Genomic DNA, 15,134 nt, shown 5'->3' on the forward strand with positions numbered 1-15,134 from the left:
TTCGAATCCCACCTCCTCCGCCAATCAAATGGATTAAACAATTGTATATAAATAAAAATTTTTTGGAGGGAGTAAGCGCATCCCCCACATGATCCCCCATTTCGAGCCCGGCCGTGACCAGCGGCGAAATCCCCGTGCCGTCCCGTAGCGGCAGGACCAGCGTCAGCGCACCGGGCCAGAAGGCCTGCGCCAGGCGGTCGGCCCCGGGCGCCATCTCGACCAGCGCGCGCGCCTGATCGACATCCGCCACATGCACGATCAACGGATTGAATGCGGGCCGCCCCTTGGCCTGATACAACCGGGCGACGGCGTCGTCGTCGGTTGCATCGACCGCCAGCCCATAGACCGTTTCGGTGGGGATCGCCACCAGCCCGCCCGCTGCCAGCAGTGCCGCAGCACGGTCCAGCCCGGCGGCGTCGGCGGTCAGGGGCTCGGTCTTGGTCTGTGCTGGCTGGGCGGTCATGACGTGGCGTTTCGGTTGCGACAGGGCACCTGCGCATTAGCGTATCGCGAGGGTCCGGTCGCCTTACCCGGCCCCCGCCGCGAATCCAAGCATCATCGCAGGGAGGTCCCGATGCCCTATTACAGCCCCGTCCAGGACATGCGCTTTCTCCTCGACAAGGTGGCGGGCTTCGAGGCGGTCCGCGCCACGGACCGTTTCTCCGAGGCCACGCCCGACATGGTCGAGGCGATCCTGACCGAGGCCGGCCGCATGTGCGACGAGGTGCTTGCCCCGCTGCAACGGGCGGGCGACCAGTACCCCGCGACACTGGACAACGGCGTTGTCCGCACGCCGCCGGGCTTTGCCGCAGGCTATCGCGCCATCGCCGAGGGCGGCTGGATCGGCATGTCGGCGCATCCCGACAATGGCGGGCTGGGCCTGCCGATGACGCTGACCAACGCGGTGAACGACATGATGTGCGGCGCCTGCCTCGCGCTGCAGATGAATCCCTTGATGACCCAGGGCCAGGTCGAGGCGCTGGAACACCACGCCAGCGAGGAGATCAGGGCGCTCTACCTGCCGAAGCTCATCTCGGGCGACTGGTGCGGCACCATGAACCTGACCGAGCCGCAGGCCGGATCCGACGTCGGCGCCCTGCGCACCCGCGCCGAGCCGAAGGGCGACGGGAGCTACGCGATCACCGGCCAGAAGATCTACATCACCTGGGCCGACAACGACTTTGCCGAGAACGTCTGCCACCTGGTGCTGGCCCGCCTGCCGGACGCCCCGCCGGGCACCAAGGGCATCAGCCTGTTCATGGTGCCCAAGCTGATCCCCGACCAGGACGGGACGCCCGGAGACCGCAATGCCCTGCGCGTGGTCAGTCTGGAACACAAGATGGGGCTGCACGGCTCGCCCACTGCCGTGATGGAATACGACGGCGCGACCGGCTGGCTTGTAGGCGAACCGCAGGGCGGCATGGCGGCCATGTTCACCATGATGAACAACGCGCGCCTCGGCGTCGGAACCCACGGGATCGGCGTGGCCGAGGGCGCCTATCAGCAGGCCCTGACCCATGCGCTGGACCGCAAGCAAGGCAAGGCAGGCGGCACGGGTGCGATCGCCGAGCACCCCGACGTCCGCCGGATGCTGGCAACGATGAAGGCCGATACATTCGCTGCCCGCGCCATCGCCTTTGCCAATGCCGTGGCCATCGACCTCGGCCAGGCCACCGGCGACAGCGCCTGGACCGCCCGCGCCGCGTTGCTGACGCCGATCACCAAGGCCTTCGGCACCGAGACAGGCATCCGCGTGGCCGACCTGGGCGTGCAAGTCCATGGCGGCATGGGCTACATCGAGGAAACCGGCGCCGCGCAGTATTACCGCGACGTGCGCGTCTCGGCGATCTACGAGGGCACCAACGGCATCCAGGCCATCGACCTTGTCGGGCGCAAGATGGCCGACGGGGGCGAGGCCGCCATCGCCCTGATCGACGAGATTTGCGAGGGGGCCGATGCCGCCAAGGGCGCCCTGCCCGATCTGGCCCGGGACGTCTACGAGGCGGCCGAGACACTGCGCGACGCCGTGGAATGGCTGGTCGCGCGCGACATGGAAGACCGGCTGGCCGGGGCCGTGCCCTTTCTGATGGGCTTTGCGCGGGTGCTGGGCGGGCACTATCACCTGCGCGCCGTCCGACAGGGCAACGCCAGCCACGCGCGGCTGGCCCGGTTCTATATCACCCGCCTGCTGCCCGAGCATGCCGCCCAGCTGGCCGCGGCCCGCGCCGGGGCCGAGGGCCTGATGGCGCTGACGCTTGACGACCTGGGCGCGTGATGGTCAGAGGCGGGCCATGAACAGAGCCACGACCGGCATCAGATACCCGTGGGAGACGCCGCCCGATCATGGCGCGGCGCGCGAGATCGCCGACGGCGTGCTCTGGCTGCGCTTGCCTCTGCCAATGGCGCTGGATCATGTGAATGTCTACGCGCTGGATGATGGCGACGGCTGGACGGTGATCGACACCGGCTTTGACAGTCGCAAGTCACGCGCCATCTGGGAGACGGCGCTGGCCGGGCAGATGGCAGGCAAGCCCGTCACCCGCGTCATCTGCACCCATCATCACCCCGACCACATGGGCCTGGCCGGCTGGTTCCAGGAGGCGGACGCAGAGCTGGCCATGCCGCGCACCGGCTGGCTCATGGCGCGGATGCTGCAACTGGACGAACAGCCCGCCTACCCGGCCCGCTCGATCACCTTCTACCAGCGTGCCGGGATGGACGCCGAGGTGCTGAAGACCCGCCGCGCCGAACGCCCATTCAATTTCGCTGACTGCACCCACCCGCTTCCCCTGGGGTTCACCCGCCTGCAAGAGGGCCAGATGATCCGCATGGCCGGGCGCGACTGGGACATTCGCATGGGCAACGGCCACGCGCCGGAACAGGCCACCTTCTGGTCCTGCGATGACGACCTGGTGCTGGCGGGCGACCAGTTGCTGCCTTCGATCAGCCCCAACATCGGCGTCTACCCCACCGAACCCGAGGCCGACCCGCTGGCCGAGTGGCTGGACAGTTGTGCGCGGTTCCAGCCGCTTGCCGAGGATCGCCACCTCGTGCTGGGCGGGCACAAGCTGCCCTTCACCGGGCTGCCATTGCGCCTGACCCAGTTGATCGAGAACCACCACGGTGCGCTGCAACGGCTTATGGGCCACCTGTCCGAGCCGCGCCGGGCAGGCGATTGTTTCCTGCCGATTTTCAAGCGCGAGATTTCCGGCGGCCAGTATGGCCTGGCCCTGGTCGAGGCGCTGGCCCATCTCAACCATCTCTACCAGACCGGCCGCGCCACCCGCGAGCTGCGAGAGGATGGCGCCTGGTGGTTCCAGGCCCGCTGAGACCGCATACGCGCGTGCGTCAAATCGGCAGGTGCCCCCCTGCGCGGTTCGAACGGGGCTGACAGGGCCCCGCGAATGGGCTACGTCATGTCACGATCGCAGTTGCACACCCGAGGACACGACATGGCAGAGCACAAGCACGGTGAGATGGACACCAGCGAACAGGAAAAGACCTTCGAGGGGTTCGTGACCTTCACGGTTCGGAGCACCATCGCGATCATCGTCATCCTGATCTTCCTCGCGTTGATCGGTGCCTGAGCGCACGGGGCTCTCATGGACCGCCGCACGTTCCTGCTTTGTGCCCCGCTGGCCCTGGTGGCCTGCGGAGCCACACCGGAATGGGCACCGGACGAGTTCGTCGCAGCCAAGGCCTATGCGCATCCCGGCCCCAAGGCGCTGACGCTTTTCACTATGCGCAACACCGGCACCGACAACGGCGCCCACACGGGACTGATGATCAACGCCAGCCAGCGCGTGATCTGGGACCCGGCGGGCACCTTTGGGCATGACACGATCCCCGAACGCAATGATGTCCACTTCGGGATCACCCCGCGGATCGCGCAGTTCTACACCTCGTATCATTCACGGGTCACCTACTACATGCAAATCCAGCGCGTCGAAATTCCGCCCGCCACCGCCGAGCTTGCCCTGCGCCTGGTGCAGGAGAACGGCGCGACGCCCAAATCGCTCTGCACCATCCATACGTCGCGGATGCTGGGGAAATTGCCGGGGTTCGAGGACATCCACACCACGCTTTTCCCGGACACCCTGGCCGAGCAGTTCGCGCGGCTGCCCGGGGTGACGACTCGCACCTATCGTGAGTCCGACAGCGCCGACAAGTCGGTCGCCGCCGCGCAATTCGATGCGGCTAGATCGACAGACCCGTAAACCACAGAAGCGCATAGAGCGTGACCGCCCCGGCGGCGATCGCCCCCAGCACGTTGCGCGTGAAATATCCCACCACCACCGTCGCCACGGCCGCGGCAAAACGCGGGCCGTCGGGCTGGGCGCCCGTCGCCTCGGGCCAGAGCACCAGCGGCGCCACCAGCCCCGGCAGCACCGCCACCGCGGTATAGCGCAGGTGCCGCAGAACCCAGTCGGGCAGGGTCGCCCCGCCCAGCACCCCCAGAAAGGAAAACCGCAGCAGGAAGGTGCCGATCCCGGTGGCCAGGATGATGATCCAGATGGTCGCGTCGCTCATGGCGCGGCCCTCCGGGTCTGCCACAGTTCGACCCGGGCGCCCACGGCCATGGCCACCAGCGCCGCGACCAGCAGGCCAAGGTTGTAGGGCACCCCCGCTAGCAACAGTGCCAGCGCGACCGAGGCGAAGGCCGCCGCCAGGTGCGCCGCCGTCCGCATCATCGGCCCGATCAGGGCCAGGAAACAGACCGGCATGGCGAAATCCAGCGCGAGCCAGGCCGGGATGCCCTCGCCCAGCCAGAGCCCCAGCGCGGTCATGGCCACCCAGGCGGGCGCGATGGGCGTGACCACGCCAAAGAAGAATGCCATGCGTTGGGCCACGGACCAGTCGGGGTATTGCTCAAAGCGTATCGCCGAGCAGGCAAAGCTCTGATCAACGTTCACATAGGCCGCCAGCGCCCGCTGCCACAGGGGGGCACCCCCCAGCCAGGGCGCCAACCAGGCCGAGTACATCGCCATGCGCAGGTTGACCGCCAGGGCGGTGGCCACGACGATCAGGACCGGCGCGTTGTCCACCATCAGTTGCAGGGCCGCCAACTGTGCCGCCCCGGCGAAGACCACGGTGGAAAAGGCCATGGCCTGCGGCACGCTCAGCTCCGACTCGGCGGCCACCACCCCGAAGAGCAGGCCGAAGGGCCCCGCAACCAGCAGGAAGGGCAGCGCATCGCGCAGGCCCATCAGATAGGTGTTTTTCGGCTTGGATCGGGCCACGGGACTGACCTAAGGTTCTGGTCGGAGAGGATCGCGTACCGCGCCAGGGGGAGCATGGCAACCAATGACACAGCCGTTGGGCGTGATACTGGCAGGCGGGCGCGGCACCCGGATGGGTGGCCGGAACAAGGCCATGGTGATGCTCGGAGGCGAAAGCCTGCTGCAGCGCGCCACCGGGCGGCTGGGCCCGCAGGTCGCCGCGCTGGCGGTAAACACCAATACCACGCTCGACACCACGTTGACGCAGGTGCCCGACAGCATTGCAGGCCACGCCGGACCGCTGGCAGGCGTTCTGGCTGCGTTGGACTGGGGCGCGGCCATGGGGGCGCGGCATGTGGTGACCGTGCCCGTGGACGTGCCCTTCTTTCCCTGCGACCTCGTCCCGCAGCTTTTGCTGGCGGGCGAAAGCCACCCGGTGGGCCTGGCCATCGCGGCGGCCGAGGACGGCCTGCACCCGACCTTCGGTCTCTGGCCGGTGGACCTGCGCCCGGAGCTGACCACGGCGCTGGCGGACGGGGTGCGCAAGGTCACCGACTGGACAGACCAGTACGGCGCGGCGCGAGCCTATTTCCCGACGACTGTGCCCTCGTCCTTTCTCAACGTGAACCGGCCCGAGGACCTGGCGCGGGCCGAGGCGGCGTTGGCCGCCCCGGAATGACCCCGGCACGCGGTTTCTCCGAGGTCGAGCGACCACGGGTCGCCGCGCTCTATTGGGGGGCCTTCGGCGGCAAACTGGGCCGGGTCATGGGGCCGCGCCGCCGGGCGCTCGCCTTTCTTGGGGACGTGATGGACCCGACCCACGCGCTGACCATGCGCGACGCGGCGGGCCGCATCCAGGGCCTGGTGGGGTTCAAGACCTACCGCGGCGCCCTGGTGGGCGGGCACATGAGCGACATGATCCGGCACTACGGTCGGCTGGGCGGCGCCCTGCGCGCCGGCGCGCTGAGCTTACTGGAACGCGAGGTCGAGAACCACCGCTTCGTCATGGACGGGATCATCGTCGCGCCCGAGGCACGCGGACAGGGCATCGGGACGGCGCTGCTGGAGGCCATCGCGCAGGAGGCCGCCGACCGGGGCTTCTCGGAACTGCGGCTCGACGTGATCGACAGCAACCCGCGGGCCCGGGCGCTTTACGAACGGCAGGGCTTCGTGGCCGGGGGAGAGCACCGCCTGGGCCTGCTGCGGCACGTCTTCGGCTTTCGCTGCGCCACGACGATGATCCGCCGCGTCGCCTGAGCCGCCGACGCCGCCCCTGCCCCCCGAACAGCCGGACGCGCCGCCGTGCCGATTATGGCGCGAACGCCCTCGTCATGGCCAGACCGGTCGCCACCAACCAGCCTGCCCGAACGACAGCTTTGCGCAGGGAGGGGGGCTGCAAATTCATAGCTGTTTCCCGATCCCCCCTATGCAGGGTCAGAGCTGTCATCGACGCCCTTATCCGCGCGAATAGCGCCGAAGGCGCCGCGCGATCGCCAGCCCGCCCCCCGGGCTGGCGATTTGGTGGGGCTTGGCACCCCGTTCGGATGTTTTGCGGATTTGGTCGGATAAAGTGCCTCGCTCAAAGGGCCGATCGCCATCCCGCGGGCTGGCCATCGCGCGACTTGCTCTCAATATCCGCCCTGGGCTGACACCCGTCATCCGACGCGCTTGGCCAAGGAAGATGAACGAGTGTTCGGCCCGCCGCTGCCACCCGGTCCCTGCTGTCCAGTCGCATCCTAGTCAAACGCCCCGGTGACCCGGCCCAGCAGCATGAAGGCGCGGGCGGTGCGGGTTTCGGACAGGGCGGCGATCTCCTCGTCGGTGGCCTCTTTCTCGAAGCCTTCCAGCATCTGGTCGAACTTGCGCAGGAAATGGTGTGCGGCGTCGCGAAAGATCGTGTCCTCGCGCATCCGGCCGGCGGCCAGGGCCAGCGGCTCGGGGGCGCGCACCCCGCCCAGGGCACCCACGGCCCTGCCGCGTTCGCCGCGGGCGAAGCGGCGCCAGAATTCAGGGCGCGCCCGGTCGGGGTGCAGGTCGTCCATGTAAACGCCATCCTGGCTGAGCAGCGTCAGCACGTCTTGGCTGGCCTGGATCAACTGGCGCGCGTCGCGGTCCTTGAGCGCGCGGCGCAGGGCGGCAAAGCCGACCGCGTCGTCCTCGGTATCAGGAAAGTTCAGCGCAAGGATCAGATCGGACCGCTGTACCGGCGGGGGCATGTCCTCGGGGCCGGTGCCAAGCGCCAGGGCGGGCTGATCACCGCTGCCCGCGGGCGGCTCGGGACCTTGCGGCGCAGTCAGGCCACCCGATCGCTCGGCAGTGGACGTCGGGGTCGCTCCGGCCTGCTGCGCAGCCCGGGCGATCTCGTCGAGTTTTCTTTCTACAGCAGGGTCCATACCGGCGGCCCCGCGGGCCTGGCGGTCGGCGATATAGGTCTGACGCATGGCATCGACCGCCGCCTGCAAGCGACGCGATTCCTCGCGCACGATGCGGGCCGAGCGCATTGCAATGGCCGCCACCCAGATCACCGCAAGGGGCAGGACCACCGCCAACAGCGTCACCGCGAAACCGACCCTGTCGGCACCGTCGTCCGCCGGCCCCACGACAAAAACAAGGGCCGCGGCTGCCAACCAGACCAGGCTGATCACCCCGGCCGTGATCTCGACCGCCGAGACGCGCGGCCCCGCCGGCCTGTCCCGCGCTTGCAGGGCGGCGTCGGCCTGGGTCGGGCGGTTTGCCATGCTGCTGGCCTCCGGCCCTAGGCCCAGGAAATGCTGAGGATCTCGTAACTGCGGTCCCCGCCGGGTGTGTGAACTTCGACGCTGTCGCCCTCTTCCTTGCCAATCAGGGCCCGGGCCAACGGCGACTTGATGTTCAGCCGGCCGGCTTCGAGGTCGGCCTCGTATTCGCCGACGATCTGGTAGCTCTTTTCCTCGTCGGTGTCCTCGTCCACGATCCCGACCGTGGCTCCAAACTTGATCGCGCCGGACATCTTCGCCGGGTCGATCACCTCGGCCAGAGACATTACGCCTTCAAGCTCCTTGATGCGGCCCTCGATGAAGGACTGCTTTTCCTTTGCCGAATGATACTCGGCGTTCTCGGACAGGTCGCCATGTTCGCGGGCCTCGGCGATCGCCTTGATGATGGCGGGGCGCTCCTCGCTCTTGAGTTGCTTGAGCTCGGCCTCGAGCTTGGCGTAACCGGCGCGGGTCAGCGGTATCTTGTCCATCGGTTCGTCCTGAAAAGCGTGAAACTTGCAGTAAGTGTTCATAACCCCCTAGGCCGCCGGGCCTCAAGGGAAGACACCATCGGCGTCCCCGTCCCCGACAATATGAGGTCACGACGCCACCGCAAGCCCCGGCACAGGTCGCGGCGTGACAATTTAACGTCGTGTCTCGATTGCTCAGGGCAGGCTGGTCCGATACCTAAGACATGTAAGGGCGCGCAAGGACAGAGGAGGCCCGGACATGGCCGAAGTGATACGCGAATCCATGGACTATGACATCGTCATCGTCGGGGCGGGACCCGCGGGCCTGTCGGCCGCGATCCGGCTCAAGCAGCTGGATGCCGATCTCGAGGTCGTCGTCCTGGAAAAGGGCTCCGAGGTGGGCGCGCATATCCTGTCCGGCGCGGTGCTGGACCCCTGCGGCCTGGACGCGCTTATCCCCGACTGGAAGGAAAAGGGCGCCCCGCTCAACGCGCCGGTGCGCGACGACAACTTCTACATGCTGGGCGAGTCCGGCAAGGTGCGCGTGCCGAACTGGCCGATGCCGCCGCTGATGAACAACCACGGCAACTACATCGTCAGCATGGGCAATGTCTGCCGCTGGATGGCCGAACAGGCCGAGGAACTGGGCGTAGAGATCTTCCCCGGCATGTCCTGTTCCGAACTGGTCTACGGTGAGACCGGCGAGGTGAAGGGCGTTGTCGCCGGGGTCTTCGGCCTGGAGCCCGACGGCTCCTACGGCGAGAACACCGAACCGGGAATGGAACTGCATGGGCGTTACGTCTTCCTGTCCGAAGGCGTGCACGGCTCGCTGTCCCAGGAGGTTATCGGAAAATACGATCTGCGCGCCGGGAAAGAGCCGCAGAAATACGGCCTGGGCATGAAGGAAATCTGGGAAATCGACCCGGACAAGCACCGCGAGGGCTCGGTGACGCACACCATGGGCTGGCCGCTGAACGGCAACGCGGGTGGCGGGTCGTTCATCTATCACCTGGACAACCACCAGGTCTACGTGGGCTTCGTGGTGCACCTGAACTACCGCAACCCGCACCTGTACCCCTACATGGAGTTCCAGCGCTTCAAGCATCATCCGATGGTGGCCGACCTGCTGAAAGGCGGCAAGCGCGTGGCCTACGGCGCGCGGGCGATTTCTGAGGGCGGCTATCAGTCGATGCCCAAGATGGTGGCGCCCGGCGTGGCGCTGCTGGGATGCTCCGTGGGCATGGTCAACGTGCCCCGCATCAAGGGCAATCACAACGCCATGCTGTCCGGCAAGGCCGCCGCCGAAGCCGCTGTTGACGCGATCAAGGCCGACCGCGCGCGCGACGAACTGACCGCCTACGAAGACGAGGTGCGCACCGGCGCCATCGGCCGCGACCTCGGGAAGGTGCGCAACGTCAAACCGATGTGGTCCAAGTGGGGCTTGAAGGCCTCGCTCGCCCTGGGCGGGGTCGACATGTGGACCAATACCCTCTTGGGGCAGAGCCTGTTCGGCACCATGACGCACGGCAAGTCGGACGCCGAGGCCACCGAAACCGCCGACAAACATCAGCCCATCGACTACCCCAAACCCGACGGCAAGCTCAGCTTCGACCGGCTGACCAACGTCAGCTATTCCATGACCAATCACGAGGAAAGCCAACCCGCGCATCTGAAGCTCGGGGATGCCAGCGTGCCGATTTCCGTGAACCTTCCGAAATACGCCGAACCGGCCCAGCGCTATTGCCCGGCCGGCGTCTACGAGGTGGTCGAGAAGGACGGCGAACAGAAATTCGTGATCAACTTCCAGAACTGCGTGCACTGCAAGACCTGCGACATCAAGGACCCCAGCCAGAACATCCACTGGACGGTGCCACAGGGCGGCGACGGGCCGAATTACCCGAACATGTGACAGGCCCCGCTGTCGATGTGCCCGGATTTCGGGCAGTGTTCACGCCCTACCCGAGCCAATGCGCAGCCCGCTGCCACGGGCATCGCTTGTGATTTGCCCCCGGCGGGGCCGCGCTATACTCATGGCGTGTCAAGATATCCGGAGACTGCCGTGCCCAGACCCCTCAGCCTTGCCCTGATCGCCGCGATCGCCCTGTCCGGACCGGTCGCCGCCAACCCGGACCTGGGCGCCTATCTGGCCGCGCGCCAGGCCGGGCTGACCCAGGATTACGACGCCGCCGCCACCTATTTCGGCAAGGCCCTGACCCGGGACCCCAGCAACCCGGCCCTGCGCGAGAACGCCCTAACCGCGCAGATCGCCGTGGGCCGGGTCGAGAACGCCCTGCCCGTGGCGCAGGCCATGCTGGCCGAGGGGCAGAACGGTCAGATGGCCAACCTGGTGCTGCTGGCCGAGGCCACACGGACCGAGGACTGGGACCGCGTCGTGGACCTGATGGAGGCCGGTCTGGAGGTCGGTCCCATGATCGACGGGCTGACCCAGGCCTGGGCCTTCGTCGGCAAGGGGCAGATGGACGTCGCACTGGAGGCCTTCGACGAGATGGTCGAGACCTCCGGGTTGCGTTCTTTTGGCTACCTTCACAAGGCTGCGGCCCTGGCCCAGGTGGGCGACCTGGACGCCGCCGATGATATCCTGTCGCGCCCGCCCGAGCAAGGCGTGGTGCCCAGCAGGGCCTCGGTGCTGACCCATGTGCAGGTCCTCGCCCGGCTGGGCCGGTTCGAGCCTGCGCAAGAGGTGCTCGACGAGGGTTTCGGCCCGAACCCGGCGCCAGAGCTGCGCGCGATTCGCGCGCAGGTCGCCGACGGCGTCGTTCCAAAGGGGGCAGGGATGGCCGACACCCCGCGCGCTGCCGTCGCGCATCTGTTCCTGAGCCTGGCAGAGGCGCTGCAAGGTGGCGAGGCCCAACCGTCCTACCTGTTGATGTATGCACAGGCGGCCGCCTATATCGACCCCGATCTGGCCCGCGCGCATGTGATGGCCGCACGGCTGCTGGACGAGATCGGCCAGCACGATCTGGCCGCGGCCACCTTCGCGCGGGTCGATCCTGCCGACCCCGCCTTCCTGACCGCCGAGCTTGGCCGCGCCGAGGCCCTGCGCGCCCAAGGACGCACCGAGGCCGCGATCGAGGTGCTCTCGCAACTGGCCCGCGGCCATGACGACGTGGCGCTGGTGCATGCCTCGCTGGGTGACATCCACCGCGAGGCCGAGGACTACGCCGCGGCCAATACCGCCTATGACACCGCGCTGTCGCTCTATGGGCCGGATCACCCCTCGCGCTGGTGGGTCACCTATGCCCGCGGAATCACCCACGAACGGATGGACCAGTGGGACAGCGCCGAGGCGGATTTTCGCGCGGCGCTGCGGCTCGAACCCGGTCAGCCCTCGGTGCTGAACTACCTTGGGTATTCCATGGTCGAGATGGGCGAGAACCTGGACGAGGCGCTGGCCATGATCGAGGAGGCCGCCGCGGCGCGCCCCGACAGCGGCGCGATCATCGACAGCCTGGGCTGGGTCCTGTTCAAGCTGGGCCGCTACGACGAGGCGGTGACGCATATGGAGCGCGCGGTGGAGCTGGAGCCGGTGGACCCTGTCGTGACCGACCACCTGGGCGACACCTACTGGATGGTGGGCCGCGCCGTCGAGGCGCGCTTCCAGTGGCGCCGCGCGCTGTCCTTCGACCCCGACCCCGAGCTGGCAGAGCGCATTCGCCGCAAGCTGGAGGTCGGCCTCGAGGAGGTGATGCACGAGGAGGGGCAGACCCCGGCGGACATGGCCTATGACACCGACTGAGGCGGCGCCGCTGACGGAACTTGCCCCGGCCAAGCTGAACCTCTGCCTGCATGTCACCGGGCAACGCGCCGACGGGTATCACCTGCTCGATTCGCTGGTCGCCTTCACCGAGGTCGGCGACCGTGTCACCGTGACCCCAGCCGACAGGCTGAGCCTGAGCATCGAGGGGCCCTTTGCCGCCGGCCTGTCCTCGGAGTCGGAAAATCTGGTTCTGCGCGCGGCACGGCTGCTGGACCCCCAGCGTGGCGCGCATATCCACCTGCACAAGGCCCTGCCGGTGGCCGCCGGGATCGGCGGCGGATCGGCCGATGCGGCGGCGACCCTGCGGGCGCTCTCCCGGCTCTGGGAACGGCCGCTGCCCGAAGCGGCGCAGACCCTGACGCTGGGGGCCGATGTGCCCGCCTGCCTGACGCCGGGCCTGTTTCGGATGCGCGGCATCGGCCAAGAGCTGGCGCGCCTCCAGGACCCGTCCCCGCTGCCGCTGCTGCTGGTCAACCCGGGCGTGGCGGTCTCGACGCCCGGGATCTTCGGCGCGCTCGCGCCGAAGACCAACGCGCAGATGGATGACGCCATGCCCGCCTCGTCGGATACCGCGGCATGGGTGGCCTGGCTGGCGCGCCAGCGCAACGATCTCACCGCACCTGCCATCGCCGAGGAACCGGTGATCGGCCGGGTGCTCGAGGCGCTCTCGGTCCTGCCGGGGGTTCGGCTGGCGCGCATGTCCGGCTCGGGCGCCACCTGCTTCGCGCTTTTCGCGGAAACGGCCCGGCGGGATGCGGCGGCCGAGTCGCTGCACCGCGCACACCCCGGCTGGTGGGTCATGGCGACAAGCCTTCGGTCTGCATGAAGGCCACGCGGCGCGTCGACGCAACGTCCGCGCTCAACGCAGCCGCGCGACGACGTAGTCGGCCTGATCCACCAGAATTTCGCGGATCGCATGGTCCGGCAAATCGGCCAGCGCAGTCTTGGCGCGGTCGGCCCAGGCCAGAGCCTCATTGCGGGTGGCCGCGATGGCACCGTGCCGGTCCAGCAGGGCCATCGCGGTGTCCAGATCGCCCGCCTCCTGGCGTCCCTTCTCGATCGTGCGCTGCCAGAATTCGCGTTCCTCGGCATCGGCTGCGGCCAGGGCCTTGATCACCGGCAGGGTCAGCTTGCGCTCTCGGAAATCGTCGCCGATGTTCTTGCCGGTGGCCGCGCTGCCCGCGTAGTCGAGGATATCGTCTACCATCTGGAAGGCGATCCCCAGCGCGTCGCCATAGTCGAACATGGCACGGACCCGCGCCTCGTCCTGCGCCGCGATCACGCCGCCCACTTCCATCGCCGCCGAAAAAAGTGCCGCGGTCTTGCCGCGCACGATCTTCAGGTAGGTCTCTTCACTGGTGGCCAGGTCGCGCGCGGCGGTCAGTTGCAGAACCTCGCCCTCGGCGATGGTCGCGGCGGCATTCGACAGGATGCGCAGCACCCGCAGCGAGCCGGTCTCGGTCATCAGTTGGAAGGCCCGCGCAAAGAGGTAGTCGCCCACCAGAACACTGGAGGTGTTGTCCCACAGCAGGTTCGCGGTGGGACGGCCACGCCGCTGCGCGCTTTCGTCGACCACATCGTCGTGCAGCAGGGTGGCCGTGTGGATGAACTCGACCGTCGCGGCCAGGTGCACATGGTACGGCCCGTCATAGCCGCACATCCGCGCCGCGCCGAGCGTCAGAAGCGGGCGCAGGCGCTTGCCGCCGGCCTCGACCAGATGCGACGTGACCTCGGGAATGCGGGGCGCATGCTCCGAGGCCATGCGCTCACGTATCAACACGTTGACCAGGTCCATGTCATGCGCCAGCGCCCCGGCCAGGCGCTCCTGCGGTTTGGTGGCGGCATCTAGGGTCATGAACTCTCCGTCAGATGCTCGACAAAGGCGGGGGTTTCGCCTTAGGTCGGGTGGATGAAGGAACTTTTGCGCAGCAACGACCCGACCGTGATCGCCTTTGCCAAGGCCCTGTTGGCCGGAGAGGGTATAGAGGTCTTCGAATTGGACGTAAACATGAGCGTCCTCGAAGGCAGCATCGGCATTTTGCCGCGCCGGATCATGGTGCGGACATCGGACCATTTCATGGCCGCCGCCATCCTGCTGGACAATGACATCGACCTGGGCCAGTGATCCCGGCCCCTGCGGCGCAACCGGGGTGACCCGCGACGCCTTCCTCGGGGGCCGTCTGACCCTGTGCCAGCCCGCACGCGGCTACCGGGCCGGGGTCGATCCGGTCTTGCTGGCGGCGGCCACACCCGCGCGGCCCGGCCAATCGGTGCTCGACCTGGGCTGTGGGGTGGGCGCAGCCCTGTTCTGCCTGGCCGCCCGGGTGCCCGGACTGGACCTGACCGGCGTGGAATTGCAGCCCGACTATGCCGCGCTGGCACGAGACAACGCCGCAGAAAATGGCATCGCCGCCCGGATCGAGGCGGCCGACCTGCGCGCCCTGCCCCGCGCTCTGCGCGACCGGGCCTTCGAGCAGGTGATTGCCAACCCCCCCTACTTCGATCGTCGCCAAGGCACCGCCTCGGGCGCGGCAGGGCGCGAGACGGCCTTCGGCGGCGACACGCCGCTGGCCGACTGGATCGAGACGGCGACCCGGCGGCTGGCCCCAAAGGGCTACCTGACGCTGGTGCAAAAGGCCGACCGCCTGCCCGAGCTGCTGGGGGCCATGGATCACCGGCTGGGCAGCGTCACGGTCTGGCCCGTTGCGGGCCGCGCCGGGCGCGCCGCCGACCGCGTGCTGGTCTGCGCCCGCAAGGAGGGGCGCGCGCCGTTCCGGCTGCGTGCCCCGCTGATTCTGCACGCGGGCGCGGCCCATGGCAGCGATGCCGAGGACTACACCGCGCAGATCCGCGCCGTGCTGCGCGACGGCGCTGCCTTGCCAATGGTCGGTTAACCTTTCTGGAAGGAGGCGCAGTTTTCCTGCGGAAAGGC

Annotated in this window: 17 protein-coding genes; 11 read left to right on the forward strand and 6 right to left on the reverse strand. The window is 68.2% G+C overall.

All coding sequences use genetic code 11. The features are described 5' to 3' along the window. A partial coding sequence (locus ACH107_RS01215) for an L-threonylcarbamoyladenylate synthase (protein ID WP_412504300.1) occupies positions 1-463 on the reverse strand: 463 nt, incomplete at its 3' end. 111 nt (positions 464-574) lie between these two features. Between ACH107_RS01215 and ACH107_RS01220 the strand changes: the two genes are divergently transcribed. The 4 genes from ACH107_RS01220 to ACH107_RS01235 all read left to right on the forward strand — a co-directional run bounded on the left by ACH107_RS01220 (position 575) and on the right by ACH107_RS01235 (position 4,217). After that, on the forward strand, positions 575-2,275 hold the full coding sequence (locus ACH107_RS01220; RefSeq protein ID WP_412504301.1) for an acyl-CoA dehydrogenase: 1,701 nt from the start codon (positions 575-577) through the stop codon (positions 2,273-2,275). 16 nt (positions 2,276-2,291) lie between these two features. Next, a complete protein-coding gene (locus ACH107_RS01225; RefSeq protein WP_412504302.1) occupies positions 2,292-3,329 on the forward strand; it encodes an MBL fold metallo-hydrolase in 1,038 nt (345 codons plus the stop codon). A gap of 123 nt (positions 3,330-3,452) precedes the next feature. Further along, positions 3,453-3,587, forward strand: coding sequence for an aa3-type cytochrome c oxidase subunit IV (locus ACH107_RS01230; protein WP_412504303.1), 135 nt, complete (start codon positions 3,453-3,455; stop codon positions 3,585-3,587). Between the two features lie 15 nt (positions 3,588-3,602). After that, a complete protein-coding gene (locus ACH107_RS01235) occupies positions 3,603-4,217 on the forward strand; it encodes a hypothetical protein (protein ID WP_412504304.1) in 615 nt (204 codons plus the stop codon). On the opposite strand, the gene ACH107_RS01240 is transcribed toward ACH107_RS01235, so the two are convergent. After that, on the reverse strand, positions 4,198-4,530 hold the full coding sequence (locus ACH107_RS01240; RefSeq protein WP_412504305.1) for an AzlD domain-containing protein: 333 nt from the start codon (positions 4,528-4,530) through the stop codon (positions 4,198-4,200). The genes ACH107_RS01235 and ACH107_RS01240 overlap by 20 nt on opposite strands. Then, on the reverse strand, positions 4,527-5,240 hold the full coding sequence (locus tag ACH107_RS01245) for an AzlC family ABC transporter permease (protein ID WP_412504306.1): 714 nt from the start codon (positions 5,238-5,240) through the stop codon (positions 4,527-4,529). Before ACH107_RS01245 ends, ACH107_RS01240 begins: the two co-directional genes overlap by 4 nt. Positions 5,241-5,304: 64 nt before the next feature. On the opposite strand from ACH107_RS01245, the gene mobA reads away from it, so the two are divergent. Together mobA and ACH107_RS01255 are read left to right on the forward strand one after the other, a co-directional pair. Then, positions 5,305-5,898, forward strand: a complete 594-nt coding sequence (mobA, locus tag ACH107_RS01250; protein WP_310691305.1) for a molybdenum cofactor guanylyltransferase MobA — start codon at positions 5,305-5,307, stop codon at positions 5,896-5,898. Continuing rightward, complete coding sequence (locus tag ACH107_RS01255) at positions 5,895-6,476, forward strand: GNAT family N-acetyltransferase (protein ID WP_412504307.1); 582 nt, start codon at positions 5,895-5,897, stop codon at positions 6,474-6,476. Before mobA ends, ACH107_RS01255 begins: the two co-directional genes overlap by 4 nt. A gap of 479 nt (positions 6,477-6,955) precedes the next feature. Here the strand turns inward: ACH107_RS01255 and ACH107_RS01260 are convergent, their stop codons facing one another. Further along, positions 6,956-7,957 (reverse strand): hypothetical protein, encoded by a 1,002-nt coding sequence (locus ACH107_RS01260; RefSeq protein WP_310691307.1) that lies wholly within the window; start codon positions 7,955-7,957, stop codon positions 6,956-6,958. 17 nt (positions 7,958-7,974) lie between these two features. Beyond that, entirely contained in the window at positions 7,975-8,445 is a 471-nt protein-coding gene (gene greA / locus ACH107_RS01265) for a transcription elongation factor GreA (RefSeq protein WP_310691308.1), read from the reverse strand. 238 nt (positions 8,446-8,683) lie between these two features. Between greA and ACH107_RS01270 the strand changes: the two genes are divergently transcribed. From ACH107_RS01270 to ACH107_RS01280, 3 genes are all read left to right on the forward strand, one after another. Continuing rightward, complete coding sequence (locus ACH107_RS01270) at positions 8,684-10,333, forward strand: electron transfer flavoprotein-ubiquinone oxidoreductase (protein WP_412504308.1); 1,650 nt, start codon at positions 8,684-8,686, stop codon at positions 10,331-10,333. A gap of 150 nt (positions 10,334-10,483) precedes the next feature. After that, positions 10,484-12,181: a tetratricopeptide repeat protein gene (locus ACH107_RS01275; protein WP_412504309.1), complete on the forward strand. Its 1,698-nt coding sequence runs from the start codon at positions 10,484-10,486 to the stop codon at positions 12,179-12,181. Beyond that, positions 12,168-13,028, forward strand: coding sequence for a 4-(cytidine 5'-diphospho)-2-C-methyl-D-erythritol kinase (locus ACH107_RS01280; RefSeq protein ID WP_412504310.1), 861 nt, complete (start codon positions 12,168-12,170; stop codon positions 13,026-13,028). Before ACH107_RS01275 ends, ACH107_RS01280 begins: the two co-directional genes overlap by 14 nt. A gap of 33 nt (positions 13,029-13,061) precedes the next feature. On the opposite strand, the gene ACH107_RS01285 is transcribed toward ACH107_RS01280, so the two are convergent. Then, a complete protein-coding gene (locus tag ACH107_RS01285; protein WP_412504311.1) occupies positions 13,062-14,057 on the reverse strand; it encodes a polyprenyl synthetase family protein in 996 nt (331 codons plus the stop codon). 54 nt (positions 14,058-14,111) lie between these two features. Between ACH107_RS01285 and ACH107_RS01290 the strand changes: the two genes are divergently transcribed. After that, positions 14,112-14,327, forward strand: coding sequence for a DUF2007 domain-containing protein (locus tag ACH107_RS01290; protein ID WP_310691312.1), 216 nt, complete (start codon positions 14,112-14,114; stop codon positions 14,325-14,327). Beyond that, positions 14,305-15,096, forward strand: coding sequence for a tRNA1(Val) (adenine(37)-N6)-methyltransferase (locus ACH107_RS01295; protein ID WP_310691313.1), 792 nt, complete (start codon positions 14,305-14,307; stop codon positions 15,094-15,096). The genes ACH107_RS01290 and ACH107_RS01295 overlap by 23 nt, the downstream gene beginning before the upstream one ends. Positions 15,097-15,134: the final 38 nt, after the last annotated feature.

This window comes from Roseovarius halophilus (ex Wu et al. 2025) (genome assembly GCF_047086965.1).

Bases quoted from the DNA above. Each gene is read 5' to 3' on its own strand.
- ACH107_RS01295 (WP_310691313.1), top strand. From the start codon at position 14,305: ATGACATCGACCTGGGCCAGTGATCCCGGCCCCTGCGGCGCAACCGGG.
- ACH107_RS01220 (WP_412504301.1), top strand. From the start codon at position 575: ATGCCCTATTACAGCCCCGTCCAGGACATGCGCTTTCTCCTCGACAAG.
- ACH107_RS01255 (WP_412504307.1), top strand. From the start codon at position 5,895: ATGACCCCGGCACGCGGTTTCTCCGAGGTCGAGCGACCACGGGTCGCC.
- ACH107_RS01225 (WP_412504302.1), top strand. From the start codon at position 2,292: ATGAACAGAGCCACGACCGGCATCAGATACCCGTGGGAGACGCCGCCC.
- mobA (WP_310691305.1), top strand. From the start codon at position 5,305: ATGACACAGCCGTTGGGCGTGATACTGGCAGGCGGGCGCGGCACCCGG.
- ACH107_RS01285 (WP_412504311.1), bottom strand. From the start codon at position 14,057: ATGACCCTAGATGCCGCCACCAAACCGCAGGAGCGCCTGGCCGGGGCG.
- ACH107_RS01240 (WP_412504305.1), bottom strand. From the start codon at position 4,530: ATGAGCGACGCGACCATCTGGATCATCATCCTGGCCACCGGGATCGGC.
- ACH107_RS01280 (WP_412504310.1), top strand. From the start codon at position 12,168: ATGACACCGACTGAGGCGGCGCCGCTGACGGAACTTGCCCCGGCCAAG.
- ACH107_RS01235 (WP_412504304.1), top strand. From the start codon at position 3,603: ATGGACCGCCGCACGTTCCTGCTTTGTGCCCCGCTGGCCCTGGTGGCC.
- ACH107_RS01230 (WP_412504303.1), top strand. From the start codon at position 3,453: ATGGCAGAGCACAAGCACGGTGAGATGGACACCAGCGAACAGGAAAAG.
- ACH107_RS01270 (WP_412504308.1), top strand. From the start codon at position 8,684: ATGGCCGAAGTGATACGCGAATCCATGGACTATGACATCGTCATCGTC.
- ACH107_RS01260 (WP_310691307.1), bottom strand. From the start codon at position 7,957: ATGGCAAACCGCCCGACCCAGGCCGACGCCGCCCTGCAAGCGCGGGAC.
- greA (WP_310691308.1), bottom strand. From the start codon at position 8,445: ATGGACAAGATACCGCTGACCCGCGCCGGTTACGCCAAGCTCGAGGCC.
- ACH107_RS01290 (WP_310691312.1), top strand. From the start codon at position 14,112: ATGAAGGAACTTTTGCGCAGCAACGACCCGACCGTGATCGCCTTTGCC.